General features: G+C 64.2%; 21 protein-coding genes and 1 tRNA gene. 13 read left to right on the forward strand and 9 right to left on the reverse strand.

The window, feature by feature from the left end; genetic code table 11:
- Positions 1 to 29 precede the first annotated feature (29 nt).
- The gene (locus OG858_RS19325; RefSeq protein WP_328544683.1) at positions 30 to 371 is read left to right on the forward strand and encodes a hypothetical protein; all 342 of its coding nucleotides are present in this window, start codon (positions 30 to 32) and stop codon (positions 369 to 371) included.
- Between the two features lie 25 nt (positions 372 to 396).
- Here the strand turns inward: OG858_RS19325 and OG858_RS19330 are convergent, their stop codons facing one another.
- Positions 397 to 1,185, reverse strand: coding sequence for a GntR family transcriptional regulator (locus OG858_RS19330; RefSeq protein WP_037722666.1), 789 nt, complete (start codon positions 1,183 to 1,185; stop codon positions 397 to 399).
- Positions 1,186 to 1,292: 107 nt separating this feature from the next.
- On the opposite strand from OG858_RS19330, the gene OG858_RS19335 reads away from it, so the two are divergent.
- The 4 genes from OG858_RS19335 (at position 1,293) to OG858_RS19350 (ending at position 3,219) form a co-directional block, all read left to right on the forward strand.
- Positions 1,293 to 1,700, forward strand: coding sequence for an NUDIX hydrolase (locus tag OG858_RS19335; RefSeq protein ID WP_060892820.1), 408 nt, complete (start codon positions 1,293 to 1,295; stop codon positions 1,698 to 1,700).
- A gap of 46 nt (positions 1,701 to 1,746) precedes the next feature.
- Positions 1,747 to 2,175, forward strand: a complete 429-nt coding sequence (locus OG858_RS19340; protein ID WP_328544682.1) for an ATP-binding protein — start codon at positions 1,747 to 1,749, stop codon at positions 2,173 to 2,175.
- Complete coding sequence (locus tag OG858_RS19345) at positions 2,169 to 2,576, forward strand: hypothetical protein (protein ID WP_328544681.1); 408 nt, start codon at positions 2,169 to 2,171, stop codon at positions 2,574 to 2,576. The genes OG858_RS19340 and OG858_RS19345 overlap by 7 nt, the downstream gene beginning before the upstream one ends.
- A gap of 223 nt (positions 2,577 to 2,799) precedes the next feature.
- Positions 2,800 to 3,219 carry a hypothetical protein gene (locus OG858_RS19350; RefSeq protein WP_328544680.1) on the forward strand — a complete coding sequence of 140 codons (420 nt, stop codon included), beginning with the start codon at positions 2,800 to 2,802 and terminating at the stop codon, positions 3,217 to 3,219.
- A 131-nt stretch (positions 3,220 to 3,350) separates the two neighbouring features.
- Here OG858_RS19350 and OG858_RS19355 read toward each other — a convergent pair whose 3' ends face one another.
- Together OG858_RS19355 and OG858_RS19360 are read right to left on the reverse strand one after the other, a co-directional pair.
- Positions 3,351 to 5,195 carry an IS481 family transposase gene (locus OG858_RS19355; RefSeq protein WP_328545292.1) on the reverse strand — a complete coding sequence of 615 codons (1,845 nt, stop codon included), beginning with the start codon at positions 5,193 to 5,195 and terminating at the stop codon, positions 3,351 to 3,353.
- A gap of 588 nt (positions 5,196 to 5,783) precedes the next feature.
- Entirely contained in the window at positions 5,784 to 6,260 is a 477-nt protein-coding gene (locus tag OG858_RS19360; protein ID WP_328544679.1) for a hypothetical protein, read from the reverse strand.
- Between the two features lie 1,261 nt (positions 6,261 to 7,521).
- On the opposite strand from OG858_RS19360, the gene OG858_RS19365 reads away from it, so the two are divergent.
- From OG858_RS19365 to OG858_RS19375, 3 genes are all read left to right on the forward strand, one after another.
- Entirely contained in the window at positions 7,522 to 8,118 is a 597-nt protein-coding gene (locus tag OG858_RS19365) for a Crp/Fnr family transcriptional regulator (RefSeq protein ID WP_328544678.1), read from the forward strand.
- Between the two features lie 374 nt (positions 8,119 to 8,492).
- Positions 8,493 to 8,684 (forward strand): hypothetical protein, encoded by a 192-nt coding sequence (locus OG858_RS19370; protein WP_328544677.1) that lies wholly within the window; start codon positions 8,493 to 8,495, stop codon positions 8,682 to 8,684.
- Between the two features lie 3 nt (positions 8,685 to 8,687).
- Entirely contained in the window at positions 8,688 to 9,248 is a 561-nt protein-coding gene (locus tag OG858_RS19375) for a hypothetical protein (RefSeq protein WP_328544676.1), read from the forward strand.
- Between the two features lie 968 nt (positions 9,249 to 10,216).
- On the opposite strand, the gene OG858_RS19380 is transcribed toward OG858_RS19375, so the two are convergent.
- Complete coding sequence (locus OG858_RS19380; RefSeq protein ID WP_328544675.1) at positions 10,217 to 10,651, reverse strand: DUF6188 family protein; 435 nt, start codon at positions 10,649 to 10,651, stop codon at positions 10,217 to 10,219.
- Positions 10,652 to 11,005: 354 nt separating this feature from the next.
- Here OG858_RS19380 and OG858_RS19385 point away from each other — a divergent pair, with 354 nt between their 5' ends.
- A complete protein-coding gene (locus OG858_RS19385) occupies positions 11,006 to 11,176 on the forward strand; it encodes a hypothetical protein (protein WP_179200826.1) in 171 nt (56 codons plus the stop codon).
- Positions 11,177 to 11,729: 553 nt separating this feature from the next.
- Here the strand turns inward: OG858_RS19385 and OG858_RS19390 are convergent.
- Positions 11,730 to 12,251, reverse strand: coding sequence for a hypothetical protein (locus OG858_RS19390; RefSeq protein ID WP_327724219.1), 522 nt, complete (start codon positions 12,249 to 12,251; stop codon positions 11,730 to 11,732).
- A 316-nt stretch (positions 12,252 to 12,567) separates the two neighbouring features.
- Between OG858_RS19390 and OG858_RS19395 the strand changes: the two genes are divergently transcribed.
- A complete protein-coding gene (locus OG858_RS19395) occupies positions 12,568 to 12,924 on the forward strand; it encodes a hypothetical protein (RefSeq protein ID WP_319315260.1) in 357 nt (118 codons plus the stop codon).
- 580 nt (positions 12,925 to 13,504) lie between these two features.
- Here OG858_RS19395 and OG858_RS19400 read toward each other — a convergent pair.
- Positions 13,505 to 13,891: a hypothetical protein gene (locus OG858_RS19400; RefSeq protein WP_319315258.1), complete on the reverse strand. Its 387-nt coding sequence runs from the start codon at positions 13,889 to 13,891 to the stop codon at positions 13,505 to 13,507.
- A 196-nt stretch (positions 13,892 to 14,087) separates the two neighbouring features.
- Between OG858_RS19400 and OG858_RS19405 the strand changes: the two genes are divergently transcribed.
- Positions 14,088 to 15,389: a hypothetical protein gene (locus OG858_RS19405; protein ID WP_327724220.1), complete on the forward strand. Its 1,302-nt coding sequence runs from the start codon at positions 14,088 to 14,090 to the stop codon at positions 15,387 to 15,389.
- A 309-nt stretch (positions 15,390 to 15,698) separates the two neighbouring features.
- On the opposite strand, the gene OG858_RS19410 is transcribed toward OG858_RS19405, so the two are convergent.
- The 3 genes from OG858_RS19410 to OG858_RS19420 form a co-directional block, all read right to left on the reverse strand.
- Positions 15,699 to 16,307, reverse strand: a complete 609-nt coding sequence (locus OG858_RS19410) for a hypothetical protein (protein WP_256960231.1) — start codon at positions 16,305 to 16,307, stop codon at positions 15,699 to 15,701.
- A gap of 400 nt (positions 16,308 to 16,707) precedes the next feature.
- Complete coding sequence (locus OG858_RS19415; RefSeq protein ID WP_319315252.1) at positions 16,708 to 17,208, reverse strand: hypothetical protein; 501 nt, start codon at positions 17,206 to 17,208, stop codon at positions 16,708 to 16,710.
- A 755-nt stretch (positions 17,209 to 17,963) separates the two neighbouring features.
- Positions 17,964 to 18,338 carry a DUF6193 family natural product biosynthesis protein gene (locus tag OG858_RS19420; protein WP_256960230.1) on the reverse strand — a complete coding sequence of 125 codons (375 nt, stop codon included), beginning with the start codon at positions 18,336 to 18,338 and terminating at the stop codon, positions 17,964 to 17,966.
- Positions 18,339 to 18,581: 243 nt separating this feature from the next.
- On the opposite strand from OG858_RS19420, the gene OG858_RS19425 reads away from it, so the two are divergent.
- A tRNA-Phe gene (locus OG858_RS19425) sits at positions 18,582 to 18,645 on the forward strand.
- Between the two features lie 64 nt (positions 18,646 to 18,709).
- A complete protein-coding gene (locus OG858_RS19430; RefSeq protein ID WP_327724221.1) occupies positions 18,710 to 19,090 on the forward strand; it encodes an ASCH domain-containing protein in 381 nt (126 codons plus the stop codon).
- Positions 19,091 to 19,100: the final 10 nt, after the last annotated feature.

Here is a 19,100-nt window from a genome sequence, read left to right on the forward strand (position 1 = left end):
CTGTCAGACCCATCCGCCAGAATCCGGCCATGCTGATAGCAACAAGCGCCAACGGCCACGTGGTGAAGCGTCCCTCGAAGCCAGCCATCGGGACGATGCTCGCCAACCTGCGACGCGGCAACGAGCACATGGTGCTTGAGCGCCAGGCGGAGGACCTCGAAGGGGACTGGTACATCCAGGTCCTGTTCCGCGACAACAACACCTACCAGCTGGAATACCGGGACGGTGTCCCTGCCGAGCACTACCAGACGCGCACCGTCTCGCAAGAGAAAGTGCGGGTGGCGCTCATCGGCTGGGTAACCGGCAAGCCGGACTGGCGCGATGGCTTCATGTGGAACAACATCGGCGACATGTTCACACCGGAGGCCTAGCACCCCACCGACACCGGTCACGCGATCACGTCGCCGGGAGCTGGTACGCCAGGACGTACGCATCCGCAGCCATAACCGTGTCGCAGACCTCCACGGCCCGACCTTCGGCGTCGAAGGCGGTACGGATCAGGTGGATCACCGGCACACCGGAGGCCAGCCGGAGCGTCTTCACCTCGGCCGGCGAGGGCATCCGGGCGCGGATCTCCTCCTCGAAGTGGTCGAGGCGGTGGCCCAGCTCTTCGAGGCGGGCGTAGATCCCGCCGGGGCCGGGGTTGGGCTCGGCGATGGGAGTACCGCGCGCGATGTCGAGCGGGAGATACGAGGTGGCGAACTCGACCGGCCGCCCGTCGAGGAGATACCGGCGTCGACGAGCCAGCACCCGCCGCACGGACCCGAGCCGTGTCGAGACGTCCTGACTGGCCTTTTCTTCCTTTACCTCAAGGCTGTCGACCTGGGGGTGACTGCCGGCGGCGTTGGCTTCGACGATGAAAGCCGCCTTGCCCTGCTCGCGGTGGCGCCGGGCGAACCGGTCGGAGGCGAGTCGCCGCACGGGCGGCCGGGGCCGGACGAAGACGCCCTTGCCGTGCTCGGCGTGCACGAGCCCTTCGCCCTGGAGGACGGAGAAGGAGTTGCGGACCGTCATCCGGGATACCCCGTAGTGGTCAACAAGCTCGGCTTCCGAGGGCAGTTTTTCACCCTCCTTGAACCGCCCACGGTCGATGGCCTCACGCAACTGGTCGGCGATCTGCCGAAAGACCGCACGATCACTCGTGGGATCGAGATCACCGAGGAAGCCGGAAGGAAGAGAGGGCACGTGTACTCCTTTAGATATCTAGACGAGTGGGCGATTGTTGTTGCTACGGTGGAGAGCCTAGCCAGCCGAGAGGGCCGAGGAACGTGAGCACTGACCGTCCGCACTCCGTGAGCGTCGCCGGAGTCATAGTCGACGACCAGGGCCGCGCCCTCTTGATCAAACGCCGTGACAACGGCAAGTGGGAACCCCCGGGCGGAGTCCTCGAACGCGAGGAAACCCTTCCCGAAGCCCTCCAGCGCGAAGTCCTCGAAGAGACCGGCATCAAGATCGCACTTCCCGCGACCCTGACCGGCGTCTACAAGAACATGACGGGCCTGATCGTCTCGCTGGTCTTCCGCTGTGAGGCGGCCGACGGCACACCGACCACCGGCGACGAGACCCGCGCACTGCGCTGGGCCACCCGTGAAGAAGTCACCGAGCTTGCCGACGAGGCATACGCGATCCGCGTCCTGGACGCATTGGACGCGGCATCCCCGCCGGCCATCCGCGCCCACGACGGCGTGAAACTCGTCTAGCCCGAACCCGCTGCACATGGCGGCCTACCAGCACGAAGGAACTTGTATGCACGAGTATACGAGCACCGCCCGGGTCTGGGGACTCACTTGCCCAGGATTTCCGGAAGAGGTGAGCCGGGCCCGCCGCTGGACCCGCGACATCCTGCACGGATCGCCCCTGGCCTACGACGCCGAGCTGATCGTGAGCGAGCTGAGCGCGAACGCGATCCTCCACACGGCCAGCGGCATGGAATCCGGCAGCTTCCACCTGGCCCTCGCGGTGACCCGGCAGGTGATCGCCCTGTCGGTGACGGACGGCGGAGGAACCGGCACGGCCCCCAAGGCCGAGCACCAGGACGCCGAGGCCGAACACGGCCGAGGCCTGGGCATGGTCACCGCACTCGCCCACCGAGTCGTCGTCCACGGCAGCAACAGCGGATACACGGTCACCGCGGAACTGTTCACCGGCACCCGACCGGGAGACCACCTGTGCTGAAGGACGAAGCCCGCCGGGGCTACTGGTGCGAGTGCTGGACCGAAGACCTCATCGACAAGGGCGGGTTGGAACTGCGGGCCTCGTTCGACGCCTACACGGCACCCCAGGCCGACAGATGGGTTGCCGTCGCGCTCCGCACCATCTCACCGGCATTCGACCCGGACGCATCCGCCCAGGCGTGGGAGTGGCTGTACGACGGCCGCATAGACACACGACGAGCCCTCCTACGCTCCGAACCCTGTACCGTGTCGGTCACCTTCGACTCGACCCGCATCACCTGGACGATCCGGCCAGTGATCTTCCTGCCCCTCGCACACCGACAGGGCACGGAACTTCCAGCCTGCGCATACGACTTCAAGCCTCACACGGGCCGCTCGAACCAGCCGCCGAGGTGCGGTTGAAACGCCTGCTCTAAACGATCTCCTTCCAGACGATCGCCGAGATTGTCTGGCGAGCTACCACCCGAACTCAGAGGGCCCGACGACTCGGGTCACATGGACGGTGCGACAGGTGCTCTTCCTGTCTTCCACACCGTCAAGGTCGCGAACTCCCCCTATGCGCATACGCCTTCAAAACGCTCACGCCCCGAGTTGTCGCTTAACCTCGTCCCCCTGGGGGTGGGAGATGGAGCAGGCCGTTTTCGAGTCGGTCAGGTACTCCGCGATGTGCCAGGACTGTGGTGCGGAGCTGGAGTGCTGCGGTGTCCAAGCGCTCGTTGACGGCCGCTTGCGGTGGGACGTCGAGTCAACGTGTCCTGCGTGCGGGTTCGCGGTGGCCGTGTGTGGCGGGGATCTGCCGAGTGAACAGCGCCAGCAGCTGCTCGCGGAGCATGGGCCAGCGACCCTTCAAGTGCTCGATGAGTCGGCAAACAGTGTCGTGATCATGAGGGTGCTCCGAGCCGAGCTGGGCATCGATCTGGTCGACGCCAAGGCTGTGCTGCGCCGTGTTCTGAGCGGTGGCCACTCAGGAACGCTTCCTGAGCTGGAACTACTCGCCCAGAAGCTGCGGGCGGCTGGCATCGCGGCCGCCGCTACGCGGTCCTAGAACAGCGGCCAGCGTGCCAAAGCCCGGAGGGGACGTCAGGCATCTCCCGGGCCCGGACAAACCCCGAGCGAGCGTGTCTAGTCCCAGGTGATGTTTGACGTTCTGGTCCCAGATGATGCTTGACGGTGGGCCTAGACAACATCGGAAACCTTGTAGGGCTTGTTCGCCTTGACGTGGCGGACGGGAATGTCGGTCGTGCGCCGGATGACCCGGACCTGCCCGTCCAGCTCGACGGTGATCGTCGTCTCAGACACGTGCACGGTCACCGTCTGGCCTGCGTACGGGCGGCCGAGGGAGACGCTCTGGCGGCAGACCATGATCGTGCCCACAGCACTGATCCGCCGCTGCACCCGCACCGGCTCGATGCCCGGCCGCGGTGGCGGTCCGGCCGGACGCAGGCCCCGCAGCCGACGCACTTCCTCTCCGGTCAGCGGGTTGGGCCGCACCCGCAGGAGTTCTCGCGAGGATGGGTCGAAGAACGACAGCGTCTCGTCGTCGAGGCGGATGCCCACCTGGCGGCCGCCGAGGATCTCCGCGGCCAGCACCTGGCGCCCGGCCAGGCCCACCAGGCCGCTGTTGTTCACGACCCGGTCCACCTCGAACGCCATCCCCTCACCGGCAGGCAGCGGGGCCGGTCCGGCCGTACGGCCGCCCCGGACAGCCAGCCGTCCCAGGTCAGCCACCGACAGGTGCGACCGCACGCTCTTGATCCGCGTCCCAGCGATCAGCAGATGGATCACCGACGTGTCCGCCCAGAACGTCACCGTCAGCCCCGAACGGGCCGGACCCAGCCAAAACTGCTTGCCCGCCACCTGCAGATTCCCACTCGCAGGCACCACCCGATCGAACTCCACCGGCCCACCGGGCTCCACCGCCGCGGCCGGGACCACCTCAGGCAGGGCGGCGGGCACAGCCGAGGCTTCAGCCGGAGCCGGAGCCGGAGCCGGAGCCGGAGCCGGGTCCGGGTCCGGGTCCGGGTCCGCTGGAGGTGTCCGCTGCTGCGGCACCAGCGCCAGCACTCCGGGAATCTTCAGCCCCAGCATGTCCCGCTCCTCCTCGGGCACCGGGGTGAACCGGTCTCCCGGAGACTGCATGTCCAAGGCCTGATGCGGACGCATCGAGTTGTATTCCTGCACCCAACGATCCAGTGCCGCCTGGGCCGCTTCGATGCTCTCGAACGCGCCGCAGTCGTCGAGGAGTTCACGCCGCAGCGTCTGATGGAACCGCTCCACCTTGCCCGTCGTGGTCGGCGACGCCGGCTGCGTCAGCCGATGCGCGATCCCGTTCTCCCGGCAGATCCGGTCGAACAACACCTCACCGCCCTGCCCGAACCGGTCGGTGAACTGCTTGCCGTTGTCGGTCAGCACCTCTTCCGGCACCCCGAACCTCCGCAGGGCCCCCGCGAACGCCGCACAGACCGCCCGACCGGTCGCCCGCTCCACCACCGACGCGATCACGCAGAACCGGGAATGATCGTCCACCCCGGTCACGACTTTGGCCTCGGTCAGCTCACCGGTCACCGTGTTGACCAGCATCACGCCGCCGACGATGTCCATCTGCCACAACTGCATCGGCCGGTCCCGCTGCCAGCGCTTGTAATCCGACCGCTTCCGCCGCCGCACCCCCGGCTCCACCAGACCGTGACGGACCAGGATCCGATACACAGTCATCCGTGACGGCAGCGGGCTCACCGCCCCGGACCGCTCCAGCGCATGAGCGATCCGCCGCGGACCCCAGCGAGGGTGCTTGCGCCGCAGCTCGCACACGGCCGTCTCCACCTCGGCGGAGGCCTGATGCGGACACGAGGCCGGCCTGCGTGACCGGTCCGCCAGCCCCGCCAGGCCCGAGGCGGCATACCTCGACTTCCACCCGCTCACCGTCTGCCGCGACACCCCCAGCGACGCGGCGATCTCCGTCACCGTCGCACCCGCCAGCACCGCGAGCACAGCCCGGTATCTCTGCTCGACAACCGACAACTCCACCAGAGCCAATCCCGGCCTCCCGCCACACGCCACAACAACGTGCACAGAAAAGCCGATCACGGCCACCGTCAACCATCAGCTGGGATCGAAGTGTCAAGCATCTCCCGGGACCGGACAAACCCCGAGCGAGCGACTGCGTTACAACTTTCTCTACTGGTTCAAGAGCCCGCGCACGGCGCGGGCGCGCACCGCCTCTGCGGCGCGGCCTGCCTCCTGTCTGCGCCCCGGCTGGCCGCGCCCGGCGGCGCGCCTCGTGCAGCGGGCAGAAGCGAGGAGGTCACCCGCAGGTCAAGGACATGCCTCCGGCGGGGGCGCTCAGGCTCCGAGATGGCGGGGGCACCGTTTGTGGGTGCCAGCCGATTGGTGGCGCGCGCGGGGAGCTCCCATCCCGTCTGCCATCGACCCAGGCAGAGCCGAGCAGACGCGGCCCAGGGGCGTCAAGGTCGTTCGTACAGTGGCGCGCTCCACCTTGACGCCCCTGAACCACGCCCGCTCCACGGTGTGTGGGTCGACGGCAGACGGGATGGGAGCTGGGGTGAGTGGTGGGCTGAGAAAGCGGGGAACGGGGTGCTCCTAGTCTCATCAGTCCCACGCGTTGAAGATCACCCCGCCCAGCGTGGTAATGCCATATAAACGAATCTCGCGCCACTCGCCCTGTGACAGGTCTGAGGTGTCCACGTCGGCAAGAGATGCGGTGAGCTGCTCGCGGTCGAGCACCAGGAACCCAGCGTGCACGAAGGTGCCGGCCCAGGGCGGTGGTGCGACGAACTCCTCGCGGTACCAGTCCCTGCGCATCTGAGCGAACGCGATCCAGGGCTGATGGGCGTGGCACAAGATGATGTGCTGGCCTGCGTCCTCGACGACCGACGCGGTGTGGAACGTGCGGGGGTATGCCTGTTCCTCCACCTCGCCCACCTTGCCTCCAGCAGCGCGAGCAGCTGCATACAGAGCGCCCCTGAAGGCCCGTAGATCGGTCTCGGGAAGGGGGCCGTCCTTTGGCCGATGAAAGCCTGTCGCCCCTCGCGGCAAGCTGAAGCCAGTGTTCTTGTCGTCGGCCATGTGGTCATCTTGCCGCCTGTGTTCGATGGACGTTCCCACGCCTCTGCACACACCGCAGGGCATCCGGAGGTATCCCCGGGCAACAGCAGCGTGCCCCTCCTGTGCCCGATCGAGCGGGGAACCACGGGGAACACCGGACGATCACGGTGGGTCGACGTGCTGACGACCCCTGACCATGTTGCCTGGTCAAGGGCCGTTCACCTGCGGTGGGTGTGGGATTTGAACCCACGGTGACATCGCTGCCACGACGGTTTTCAAGATCGCCGGTGGTTGACTCAGCCAGGCCAGCTAAAGCGACGCAGTGCCGATCAATCCTTAAGGCGACGCTTCCACCACGGGTCCCAACTCGCCGCGTAGGGATCAGGGAGTGTTCGTGAGACATAACGATCATCCAAGGAAGCAACCGCCGCAAGAAAGTCACGCTTGCTCCTGCGCCGCATCGAAGCCGCCACATCCTGCAACAGCGTTCGCGCGTGCATGTCCCTCCAGGCCGTCGTCCCGTAGCCGTGGTTCGCTCCCTGGTCCGGCCACTCGTGTAGAGCCAGAGCCCAAGCCCGGAAGGCACGGGCAACATGCCCTGCCGGCAGCTGATGACGGGCCTCGAACCGAGCGATCTCGTGATGCGTCGCGGCGCACAGCCCGTCAATAGCCAAGCGACTGCCGCCCAGCACGCGTCGAGGCCGTTCGGCCCTGATCTCGCCCGGGGAACGGCGAGCCATGAGAACTTCCCGTATGACAAAGGACGGAGCACCTCACGGTACCGCGCAATGGCCATCGACCGTCACCGCTGTGACGGCACCGAGTAGACGGCTCTGGAACGCCACCACGTGCTCGGGTGAGTGTCTAACTGCGTGACAACGCCCACGAACAGCGGCGGACAAGGGCGGACGCCTGCGGACCATCGGCGCAGGTGAGAAGCACAGCAGTCCACGGTCAGACGCCCGCTCAGTTTGCTTCGGGAGCAAACGGTCTAGGAGCAAAGTGCGGGCGCTCTATCGCCTTCGGTCATGAAGGTCCGGGCGGCGGCTGTGCCTACCCCACATGACCCGACGAGCCCGCACAGCGAGTCAGACGTCATGCTCCCTCGCCAATGCTTCTCAGTGCCTCGCGCCGTCTGCCATCATCAGGGAGCCGCCCCTCTAGGAGATGACGAATGTGTGCAGCCGGAACGCCTGGCTCAGCTCACCCCTGGTCTCCTCTTACGTACCTAGGACAGCTGTCCCAGGAAGCGCAGCATCTGGTCTTCGCCACGGGGACCGAGGTGAGCTACCACCGCGACAACGTCCTATTCCGGGAAGGAGAACCCTCCACCTATCTGCTCTTGCTGAAGCAGGGGCTGGTGAAGGTGACCGCCGCCTCGGAAACAGGTCAAGTGACGCTGCTCGCCATCCGCGGTCCGGGCGACGTCATCGGTGAGCTCTCGGCGGCTGACGGAAACCCGCAGCGGTCTGCAACGGTGGTGGCGGCTGCTGACGTACACGCGTGCCTGATAAACCATCAGGACTTCATCCGACTTACCCAGCAGCGTCCAGAGATCATGGTGGCGATGCTCCATGTTCTCAGTGACAAACTGCGTCAAGCCTCCCGTGCGCGGGTCGAGGTACACACCTACACCGTGCGCATGCGGCTGGCTCGCGTCCTGGTAGAGCTTGCCCAGGCGTACGGGCAGGAAGGAACAGGCGGCACACGGATCGATCTCTCGCTCACCCAGCCGGAGCTGGCGGCTCTGGTGTCCGCCTCTCCCGCGTCTATCGCCAGGTGTCTGCGAGAGCTCCGCCAGAGGCGGATACTCGACATCGGCTATCGCCATGTGACGCTGCACGACACGAAGGCGTTGGCTGCCATCGCCCGGAGCTGAGGGACCCTGCACCTAGGCGAGTTGCTACGAAAATCTACGTCCCAGGTATGAGCGGTGGTTAGACAGGAGCAGGCGAAGCCGCGGGCTACCACCCCCGCAGCTTGCCTGCCTGAACGCCGGACAAGGGCTCGGCAAAGAGACTCCTGTGCGACCTGACCAGGTTAGACGCACCGCCGACCCCGAGACCATGTCAAATGATGAGGTTCACGACGGTTTTTTGGATCTCGCCTCGATGTCCCTGGGGCTCTAGAAGCGGGCACAATCACCACGTAAGGTGATGATCGATCGACGGGTAGTTAAGCGCGTCTCCTACCAAGGCGCTCTGCCGTCGATCATCGGATAGGGCTCGGCAATCGGACTTCGCAGGAGATGATGTGACAACGCATATCTGGATGCTTGTCGTCAGCGGTACGGTAGTGATCACCGCTCTCGCACTCGCAGCCTTCGCGGTATCGAAGATGGAGAAAGGTTCGCCCGCCCGGGTGGCCATCGTGATCACGGCGCTGGCCGGGTTCCTCGCCGCTATTCCGCCGCTGGTCACCTCCTTCACCGCGCTCCAGGGCTAGACCATGGGCAGAGCCGGGCACTGGAACCTCAATCGCTTCGTCCCTCACAGTGGCGAACCGAGCTTCATTGACCGCCAGTGCCCGGTGCTGTCCGAACGCCTGGAGAGTGAGCCGTTCCAGCGGCTACGCACACTGCAGCTGCCCCGCGAGGACTTCGTCGTCGCGGGCAGCGCCCCGCTGTTCATCCGCGGGCTGAGAAACGAGATCTCCGATCTCGACATTGTGACGTATGACGTCGCCTGGGAGCGTGCTCGGTCTCTGGCCGAGGCACACAACGCGCCCTACGGAGAGGCGGAATCGGTCCCCCTTTTCCACGGGCGTATCGAGGTCCTCAACGGATGGTTCCCGCACCTCTTCGGCACCGTTCCAGCTCTCATCACACGTACCGAGGTCATCGGCGGCTTCAGGTTCCTGACCTTGTCGGACACGGCCCTTTGGAAGCGCGACCTGGACCGCGAGAAGGATCGCGCCGACCTCCTACGCCTGTCCTGTTCCCCACGGCGCCCACCGCCGCGCCGGCTGACCTGGCTGGGCACGCGACGTCACTTGGGCCACCGTGTATAGAAGGGGCCCGGAGAACGGTGAAGAGACCACGTCCGAGGCCTGTAGTCCTACAGCCAGCGAGGCTGCTCAGGCCGAAGCCAACCTGGTCAGGTCTGGGCCGTCCTGGAAGCGGATTGCCGTAGCGGCTGGCGGTATCGTCACCGCGGTTAGCACAGCCATCATCACCCTCGTCGCGACTCACAAGTCCGCACATATGGCGAACGCGGCGGCTTACACCCACGGCCTCCTTGACGGGGCCGAAACCGCGAGGAACGGTTACGACTTCGACGAGGTCCACGACTAGGACGAGTTGGCGAACGGCGTGAAGCCTGCCCTTCGGGTGCTAGATCAGTGCGGGGGCCAAACAGGGGGCCAAAAAGGCCGCAGTCGCAACATGACTGTCCTGGACAGTCGTGGACAGCCGTGGAGGGAAACAGGCAAGTCAGCGGCCCCATACCGAGGTCCCAAGGCACCTGATCGCGTTCGGGACGAAGAGGTCGTCACCCAAGGTCTCACCCCCACGCTTCCGCCGACGCGGCTTGCTCCGGTCGACGGCATGGCATCGTGGCTGAGGCCGGTGGGGGTGCAGCGAGGCACACGCGCGCCTGATCGTCGGCGCACCCACCGTCGTGGCTGACTGTCGTCGGCTGAGGTTCGTGCCACAACCGTGCCAGATCCAGGGGTCAGCCACGGTCAACAGCGGTTGCATGCGGTCGAGTTGCCAGCCACCGCATCAGATATCGAAGCCGCAGGTCAGTAGCAGGAAACCCCAGCCTCTCTCCTAAAGCGGGTGTCGCAGGTTCGAATCCTGCCGGGGGCACAGGTAAAGGGCCAGCTCAGGAGGGTTTCCTCCCAGGCTGGCCCTTCGTCGCAGGTCCACAGACAGCCCGACTCGCCGGAAGCTTACGGGGCCATGATCACTCACCCCATGGCAGCTCCCGCCCAAAGCCGCTCCACCGACCTTGCTGAGTAACCTCACCCAGCGGTCGTCAAAGCTCCCAGTCATCCTCGCCACCAGGGCCCACCGTGATCGGGGCTACCCCGTGTCTGGCCAGGTGCCAGGACACGAATCGTGGATCTGGGCCGATCCAGAGCCCGGCACCGTCTTGAAAGTCGATGACCAAAGCACCGTGCTCGCGGACATCGACCCCCTCTCGGCGACGCCTGAATTCAGCCGCCGCCGACACCCCCGTGAGTGTCTGCCCGAATAGGGCCAGAACGGGGGCGAGGCTCACACCCGTGCCGGGGTCGATTTCATGCCATTCGCCACCGGCATCCCGGAACAGGAACGGCGTCTCCAGCACCAACTCGGCATCCAACCGGTAGCCCTCATCGGGGTCGAGAGCGCCAAGGCTCAGCCGCACTTGGTGATCAAAAGCTGTGCGCTCCACTTGAGCGCCGATCAAGGCGCTAGGGACCTTCACCCTGTCTCCCTTCCGCACCGTGTGACAGCTCGACAGCGTAACTGCGTGCCCCTCCCGTGTCCGTTCGGTCGGGAAACGGCGGGGAGTCACGGTCGCTGGCGAACAACGCTCACGAGAACGGCTCCTGACCGATTTACCTGGTCAGGAGCCGTTCATCTGCGGTGGGTGTGGGATTTTGAACCCACGGTGACATTGCTGCCATGACGGTTTTCAAGATCGCGTAAGACTTGACTGGCCCCTTGAGGCTTCACCGCCCGCGTTGCTGCCTAGCTGACGCAGATCGCGTACGCAGAGGGTCCAGGAATCGCGTGTCCCCCTACGCTTCTATATCCAGCGACCAACGGGGGCAGCAGCGTGGGTCTCTTCGTCGGCATACTCGTGATCACCATCGGACTTCCAGTGCTTGGCATCCTGAGCCGCAAGGTCAGTAACGGCCAGCTGTGGCAGACCGGGATGGCCATTTGGTTCGTGGGCTCCCCGGCAGTGCTCGGTCTTGGCGGTTGGCTGATCTACCGGAGTTTCTGAACCAGGGCGAACCCGGTGGACCTCCTGTGAGGGCGGGGTGCGGCATCCCCGTACCGCAACCCCAGCAACCGCCCTCAGCCGGCAGCACCCCTCCAGGGCCTCGTAGCGACCGGTATGGCTGTGGCTGACCGATCTCGCTAGAGCTACGGATCGAGAGGTGGGACAGGAGGCGCGTGAAGAGCGATGATCGCGACCACCGAACACACTGGAAGCCGCACAGGTTGCGTGTCTAACTGCGTGACAACGCCAGCGAACAACCGCGGACGAGCGCGGACGTCAGCGGACCATCGGCGCAGGTGAGCAGCACACCAGCCCAAGGCCAGACGCCCACCCAAGTTGCTTCGGGACGACGAAGTCATCGCCCAACGGCTCACCGTCGCACTTCCGTCGGCGCAACTTACTCTGGTCGACGACATGGCAGCGTGGCTGAGGCCAGTGGGGGTACAGCGAGACACACGCGCGCCTGATCGGTCGACGCACCCGCCATCGTGGCTGACTGTCGTCGGCTGACGCTCAGACCCCAAGACCGAGCTTCCACCCAGGTGGGTGTTGGCTAGGTTTCACGCTCCGCCTGGCGCGCTGCTTCTATGAACAGGTCGATGGAGGCCAAGTAGGCGTTCATGGCGCGTCGGAAAGCCTCGGCCTCGCGTATGTCTTCCTCTACGGAGATGAGGCGGATGTACGCCTCGCCTGAAGCCCTGTGGACTGCCTTCGCTGCCGCTATGGGCTCAGGGTGACACTCCAGAGACACAACAGCTAGGGCGCGCAGGAACGGTTCGTAGGAGTCACGTAGTTGATCTCGAAGCCCAGTAAGGGAAGCAAATCGTGCCTCTTCATTGTCTACCTTCAGGAACTTGGGGATCCTGAGGTACAGGACCCCCATCTGGTTCGCTTGCTGAATGAAGTCCAACTGCGTGGCTCTACGTGCTTCGCGCACCCGCGCGACGTGCGCAGCTTCGGCAGCGGCATGCGCCTGAATGCGAGCAGCTTGCGCATTGCCCCTACTTGTCACCCAACTGGCGACAACTGCTGTAGCAGCCGTCAGCAGGGCCACCCACAAGGCACTATTGTCCATGGCCCACAGTGTGAGTGACATCGGCCAACTTGCCCAGTGTGCACCGATATCAGATCTTCGAACAACGACGCGCAGACATAGCCGCTGGATCGACGGCTTCCAGCCCACTCGGCGGACTAGCAAGCGGCGAGCCCGTCTCAGTTTCCGTCTCATTCAGCGCCGTTCACGGCCGTTCAGACGAGACCGGAGGCGGTAGACGCTCAGGCGATCGAACCCCGATGAACGCAGGTGAACGCCCCCGAAGGACACCCACCACCCCACCACCACAGTTGGAAAGCGTGTTGGGTGGTGTGCACCGAGGAGGAAGCAGGGTCGGATGTCAGACGTCGATGAGAGTGTGTCGGCCATGGAGACACCCATTGCCCCTGAGACCGGGGATGAGGAGCACGCCGTCATCGCGCACTTCCGGCTCGCCAATGGCCGTTTCGGCAAGGCCGACCAGCGGGAGCTGGTCTACGAGGCCGAGCAGGCGATGGCAGCCGCGGTCGAGGAAGCCGATGTTGGGGAGGTCGACGGCAACGAGTTCGGTGCCGGCGAGGCAGTCGTGTACGCCTATGGACCCGATGCCGATGCTCTGTTCAAGGTCATGGAGCCGATTCTGCGCGGTCTACCGTTCCGGCCGGCGCACGTCGTTTTCAGGCGAGGCGACGGTGAGTCCCGTCTGGACCTGTAGGCCCGGCCCAGCGGCCGCCGGGCTGAACCGGGCGAGGTCGAGACGAGGCGCACCACAACCGCACCAGATCTAGCGGGGAGCAGCGGGGAATCACGGGGAGCAGAGGCACTGCGGCCAACGCCAACACCCAGTCGCTTGCCCAGGTCAGCGCTCAAGTAGGCCCTAAATGACCGCAGCTTCCCAAGCTGAGAGCGCGAGTTCGATTCTCGTCACCCGCTCCATGCGAAACCCCCAGGTCATTGACCCGGGGGTTCTTTGTTGTCTAGACCGGTGCGCGGGTGGCGCACCCCAACCGCACCATAAGGACTCGGCTAGGTCCCGGCGGCCTCCTCCTCGTGGTGCGCGGAGTCGCCCGTGTGGTTCTTCGCACGCTCGGCGCGCACCATCTCGTCGAGGCCGGCCGCCAAGTCACGCTGCCGCTCGTCGTCGGAGTGCTGATAGATCAGCGCGGCCTTCTCGGAGCACTGTCAGTGGCCGAGGTTGGGGTGGAGCGTTCAGGTCCTGGCGCCGGGCCGCACCGACTTCACCCGCTGTGACCTTCTGATCCGTAGCTCTGGAGGGATGCTCATGCGTATTGAGGTCAGGATGGATGCGTAAGGCCGTACGCGTTAAGAAATGTAAAGCCAAGGAAAGCGAGCGAGGTGAAGGCCGCACCTCCATGCCAGATGGCTTCGGGGAGAGTAGCTCCATCAGCCCGATCGGCCATGCCGTATGCCACGCCACCCAGCAGTGCAGCAAGCATGACAGCTACTAGAGGAAGAGGCTGCGGGGTGAGCATGCTACTGAAAGCCAGCGTGGTCATTCCGGTGAAAGAAATTCCAGCTCGCTTAATGGAGCCGGGCAAAGTGCCACCGTCGTTTCGATGCAGGAGTCCTGCGCCAACAGCAAGAAGCAATCCTGTAAGCGCGGAAGTGATGATAATCCAAGGATTCAGGGAGTTGGGGATTGAGGTAGCGAAATGACCCACGTTAATTTCCTTCCGCCTGCTCCATACCCGGTTGGGCACTCGGAAGGGGATCACATCACCTCGCACCGACCCTAGCCTGCACACTTCTCCGTTTCTCCACGTACCTGCTGGTCAGACGGCTAGCATGACTTGCACCGAGTCAGCCGAGTCAGCCGACTCGGTGCCAGCCCGAGGACGTACCTGGTAGGAGGCGAAGGTGTCCGACGAGCAAAGTGATCACGGTGATGAGTTCACCACGGCCTTCCTCGAACTCCATCGACGCGCTGGAAAACCGCGTGCAAGTCAAATCCTAGAGCGCGCAGCGAATATGCGACTCATGGACCGAAGAATTGCCGGGTACGGAAAAGCGCCAGCCGATAGCACCGTCGATGACTGGATTCGGAATAATCGAATTCCTCGTAGCGAGACCAAGCTTCTCCTGGTAGTAGCGGTTTTGGCGCATATGGCCGAAGAACGCGAGGGGTCGCGTACCTTACCAGCTCACCTGACTGCTCCAGAAGCTTGGCGTCGCCGCCTGACACAGAAACGGCAAGCCGCCCCTTCTGTTAGTTCAACGAACTACCCCAGCATGACGACAGAGGAATCCAGCGAGTGGGCCGGAAAAGATTTTTCTACAAAAAAGTTGCGCTTCACCGTTTTAATCACTGCCGGTGCAGCAGTAATCGCCACCGCGACGGCAATTGCTCTACTGGTGGCCAATGGGGAGACTAGAGACAAAGACGAAGGGTCACGCATCGAAGGAAAGTCGACTAGTATCGAATACACAGACAGCAGGCAGGCGCCGGTCAAAGTGGTAGCAGTGACCCCACGGCTCGCCGATGCCAATAGTTGGACTTACAAGAAAGCCCTCACTCTTTCCAATGATGCCCTATCCAAAATCGGAGATCCGGGTGGCTTTGGGAATAGCCTTTCCCGCTACGATAAATGGTTTCTCGATCACGACGCAGTTCCAGTGGGCGGCAGGGCAGACCAAATTATCCTGGAAGGCAACTCAAGAACCCCTGTTCGCGTCATTGATATTGAAGTCAACAAGCAGTGCCACCCACCCCTCGCGGGTTCGCTATTCGATAACCCTGGGGCCGGGGCCGACGACTCAACCACTCTCAGTGTTGACTTGGACAGGCCCATGCAGGTTGAAGAATCAAGTCCGCAAGCCGAGCCAGGACCGTACTTCGATCGCCACACGATCTCGCTCAAGTATGGCGAGCAACACGTTCTGGTACTACAGGCCGAGACTTCTAAGTTCTATTGCGAATATACACTGGGGCTCAAGATTTCACGCAATGGCGAAACATTAACCCAAGTCGTCAAGAACAATGGAGTTCCGTTTAGAGTGTCTGCCGAGATTGGGGATCACGAAGATCACAATCCATATAAAGGATATGCGCGCGTCTACATTGCCGGCATTCCATCCTCTTACGCCTGCCCCTCCAGCAAAGGCAAGCTAATCCGAGTGGATCCCCTGACCTACACTATAGAAACAAAGAAATGCCCATGAGGGCAGCCGCGCGCGTGGTCGGTCGCCGTCGTGGCTGGCTTTCGTCGGCTCTCCACCGCCGGACGGGGCTGCGGGCCTACAACGCGTCGGCCGACGCCGACAGAATGATCGAGGGACAGCCGTCAGCCTCCCTGCACCGATGCTTCCCGCAAAGCAAGAAAATTGAGGGTGAGTGTGTAACTGCGTGACAACGCCGACGAACAACAGCGGACGCCAGCGAACGTCATCAGACCGTCAGTGCAGCTCAGAACCACACCAGACCAAGGCAGCGCCCCCACCAAGGTTGCTTCGGGACGAAGCGGTCGTCGACTAACCGCACGAATCGCAAATGCCTGTCGAAGGCAGTTGGACGAAGCAGCGCTCACAAACCCGGGCAGGCTTTTCAGTGCGCTCGCGCCGACGCTCGACCGCGGCTTGAAGTCTGGGGGCGAGGGCCGGCACACCACCGCCAGGCGGCATGGTCGCCCCAAAGTGGCGGTAGCAAGCCAGGCGGGCGTCGGCAGCGTGATGCTCACGTTCCAGCTCGTCATCTACCGGCGTCTCTCCGGCGACCGCCAGAACTTCCTTGTAGCCACTGCCTACCTTGCCGTCGTCTGTATGGACCACCAGGGCCGTCAGTGGTGGGTCGCCGCGACGGTGGGCTTCACGCACCACCCGGCCCAAGATCGGACCGATCCAGTTGTGCAGGAGAGTCTTGGTCCGGATGCCAGTCCTGCTCTGAATCTCCTCCGCCAACTCCTTGTAAGTGATCACTGCGTGGTAGGTCTGCGCTACGCCTACGAGGATCAAGTACGCCTCTGAGCTCCAGGCTTCGCGTGCCTCCTGGCCCGTCGGCTTATCGGTGCCGGCCTCAGACTCAGAATCCCCCTGCTTCATCCCCACCCCGTCTTGCTCTTGATCGTTGGCACTCTCTTGCATCCTCCCCTACGGGAGGACGACAGCGCCATGGCTCTGTGCGAGCTCACCGACGTACGCCAACCGGTACACAGAGCAGCGTCGGCAGCGAGCGCCCTGATCCCTGCGATACAGCAGCGAAGTACAGCAACCACGACGACCGTAGCTGGCCGCCAGCACTCTTCAATGGCCAGCTGAACAGCTATCGCGACCTCAACGACCTCTGCGCCGAGACTTCGGGACGTTCGTGCCAGATCCGTGCCAGGTCGTGCGGGGAACTACGGGGAATGGCGGGGAACAACGAGCCATCCCGTCACCTCTCACAGTAGCTTCGCCGCAGGTCACCGCAGCAACTACCGCCAGAGAACACGAGCTTCCCAGGCTGAGAGCGCGAACTTGATTCGCGTCACGCAGGGCCTGGCGGTCAGCGCCGTCCACGATCTCTGAACAGCCGGGCCGCCCAGCCTCCGATGATGATGACCCCGGCGAGGATCGCACTCCGAAGCCAGCTGTCTGGCGGATCCTTCAGCTGTCCAACAAGCCATAGGACCACCGTGAAGATCGACCAGTGGCTGATCCATAGCAAGCCCTCAAGCCGCACGGGCAGTGCATCGCTCTCGACGGGAGAGACAGGAGCCGACCGGAACCCCCCTTTGCGCTCGTAGTGAGCCTGGCGTCGGCGCTCAAAGCGACACACGAGCCAGGCGAACAGCCCGGCGCCCAGCCCCACCAGCACTGCCTGCAGCATGCGCCCCGGATCGTCGAAAGCGGACAGGGCCGCGGCAAACAGCAGTCCCTGGAAGACGCCATGGACTACTCCCGTACCTACCGGATGCCGGGCCAAGTACACCTGCACTCGGGGCGGCGGTTTGGTCCCGCCGAAGCGCTCGTCAAAACGCAGGAACGCCCGCCGCAATCTCTCCACCGGTCAATTCCCCTCTCCCCGACACTGGTTGATGCGCATCTTTCCCTACGGGCGCTCCCATTGTCCTTGTGACGGGATGCCGCCCTCTCGCAGACACGGCCCTGGCAGCCGACTCCGGAACATGCGGCAAGCGACCAGCTTCAGTGTCAGCGGCGGCTGAACCTGGGTTCTGGCTCACTTTGGTCGGTTGAAATCTGACCCGGGTGTCTTCGGTTCGGTCGTTTCAGGGACCTCTCCCGGAAGCTTACGGGGCCATGATCACTCGCCCCATGGCAGCTCCCGCCCAAAGCCGCTCCGCCGACCTAGTCGGACACCGTGTCCGCCGTGCGTTCCTGAGCGACAGGAAACATCAGCCGGGCAGCGAAGACGATCACGCCCAGGGATCCCCATGCCAGGGCATGACGTAGCCATCTCATGCCGCCCTCCCAGGCTTGCGGAGGACCGAAGACCAACCAGACCACAACAATGGCGCCGACCAGCACGCTTGCCACGCCAGCTGTGCGACGTAATCCAGGACTCATGCGCCCAGGATCTCCCGTGGTCTCCACCCTCACAATCGAAAAAGCGGCGAGTGCCCTACAGTTCGGGTCGCGTGCCCCCTCTGTGCCCGCCAGCTCAGGGAACCACGGGGAAAATCGGTCGCCGACGGGCAGCCATCAGCCTGACGGCCCCTGACCGTATCGCCTGGTCAGGGGCCGTTCGCCTGCGGTGGGTGTGGGATTTGAACCCACGGTGACATCGCTGCCACGACGGTTTCAAGACTGTTGGCCTGTTGCATCGTCGCCCAGCCCAGGAGGCAGGTGAGCCATCACCAGGCCGATGGCGTCCTCAGCCGTTGCCGCCTCTCCGAGGAGGGTCCCGTAACCGGACGCGTAGACGCTGTATGGCGGCTCACCCAGCACGATGAACGGCAGATCATCAGCCGGAGGCTCGTACCACGGGGGAGCATCACGGATGAACTTGAGTGTGCCGTGGGTGTGAAAGGGAAAGAGCCCGCGCAGCACAGGCTCGGCGTATGCGGCAGCCGCGATGGGTGGCAACGTGTCGTTGAACGAGCCTCGGGTCCCTGGTCGACGCTCCAGCAGCCATGTCCACGCAGTCTCAACGTCAGGGGCCTCGGACATGGTCATACGATCCTACAACCGACAGACGGCAGGCAAGATCTCTGTGTCGATACAGCAGGGAAGTACAGCAACCCTCCCCGTCCTTCTGCAGGCAAGCACAGCCGCCCAAGGACCGGGATGGCCCCAGAGCTCAATCTGTATAGAGCTACAGATCAGAAGGCTTCTGACATCCACGGCTGACATCAACGACGCCGGACAGCGGCGTACACCAGCAACTCTGTCCGGCCGTCGCACCAGCCGACGGCTGCAGCCGGATCAGGCTCGGATCGAACTCCTGAAGCGGGTGTCGCAGGTTCGAGTCCTGCCGGGGGCACAACATAAAGGGCCAGCTCAGGAGGGGTTTCCTCTCAGGCTGGCCCTTCATCGTGTTCGAGGCCGTGCTACACGCGGGCCACTCATGCCACGCGGATGCCCCATCGCTCCTGGCCGGTGTCCTCTCTCCCGCCCTCACTGATCCCTTCACCTCAGCCGCAGACAGCGCAGCAAGCCGCGCCTCACCGAACCTCACCGATCTCACCGCGGGCGGCACCATCCGCTTCCGGATCAAAGGCACGGACGAGACCTGCGAGGTCAAGGTCAGGCGGGTCACCGAGTACCCCGACTTCGAAGCACTGCTCGATGGCGAGGGACCGAGCAACGTCAACCCGACCGCCACCCGCGAACTGCGGCTCGCCAACATCCGCGCCATCTACCCGTCCGAGAAGGAAGCCCTGGGCGCCCTCGCCATCGAGATCGCACTGCTCGACTCGGCCCCCTGAACCTGGCAGA

Source organism: Streptomyces europaeiscabiei, from assembly GCF_036346855.1.
Classification (GTDB): domain Bacteria; phylum Actinomycetota; class Actinomycetes; order Streptomycetales; family Streptomycetaceae; genus Streptomyces; species Streptomyces europaeiscabiei.

What these genes read in the sequence shown, in the direction of transcription:
- OG858_RS19325 (WP_328544683.1), top strand. Translation starts at nt 30, where the DNA reads ATGCTGATAGCAACAAGCGCCAACGGCCACGTGGTGAAGCGTCCCTCG.
- OG858_RS19340 (WP_328544682.1), top strand. Translation starts at nt 1,747, where the DNA reads ATGCACGAGTATACGAGCACCGCCCGGGTCTGGGGACTCACTTGCCCA.
- OG858_RS19350 (WP_328544680.1), top strand. Translation starts at nt 2,800, where the DNA reads ATGGAGCAGGCCGTTTTCGAGTCGGTCAGGTACTCCGCGATGTGCCAG.
- OG858_RS19360 (WP_328544679.1), bottom strand. Translation starts at nt 6,260, where the DNA reads ATGGCCGACGACAAGAACACTGGCTTCAGCTTGCCGCGAGGGGCGACA.
- OG858_RS19375 (WP_328544676.1), top strand. Translation starts at nt 8,688, where the DNA reads ATGGGCAGAGCCGGGCACTGGAACCTCAATCGCTTCGTCCCTCACAGT.
- OG858_RS19390 (WP_327724219.1), bottom strand. Translation starts at nt 12,251, where the DNA reads ATGGACAATAGTGCCTTGTGGGTGGCCCTGCTGACGGCTGCTACAGCA.
- OG858_RS19395 (WP_319315260.1), top strand. Translation starts at nt 12,568, where the DNA reads ATGTCAGACGTCGATGAGAGTGTGTCGGCCATGGAGACACCCATTGCC.
- OG858_RS19410 (WP_256960231.1), bottom strand. Translation starts at nt 16,307, where the DNA reads ATGCAAGAGAGTGCCAACGATCAAGAGCAAGACGGGGTGGGGATGAAG.
- OG858_RS19420 (WP_256960230.1), bottom strand. Translation starts at nt 18,338, where the DNA reads ATGACCATGTCCGAGGCCCCTGACGTTGAGACTGCGTGGACATGGCTG.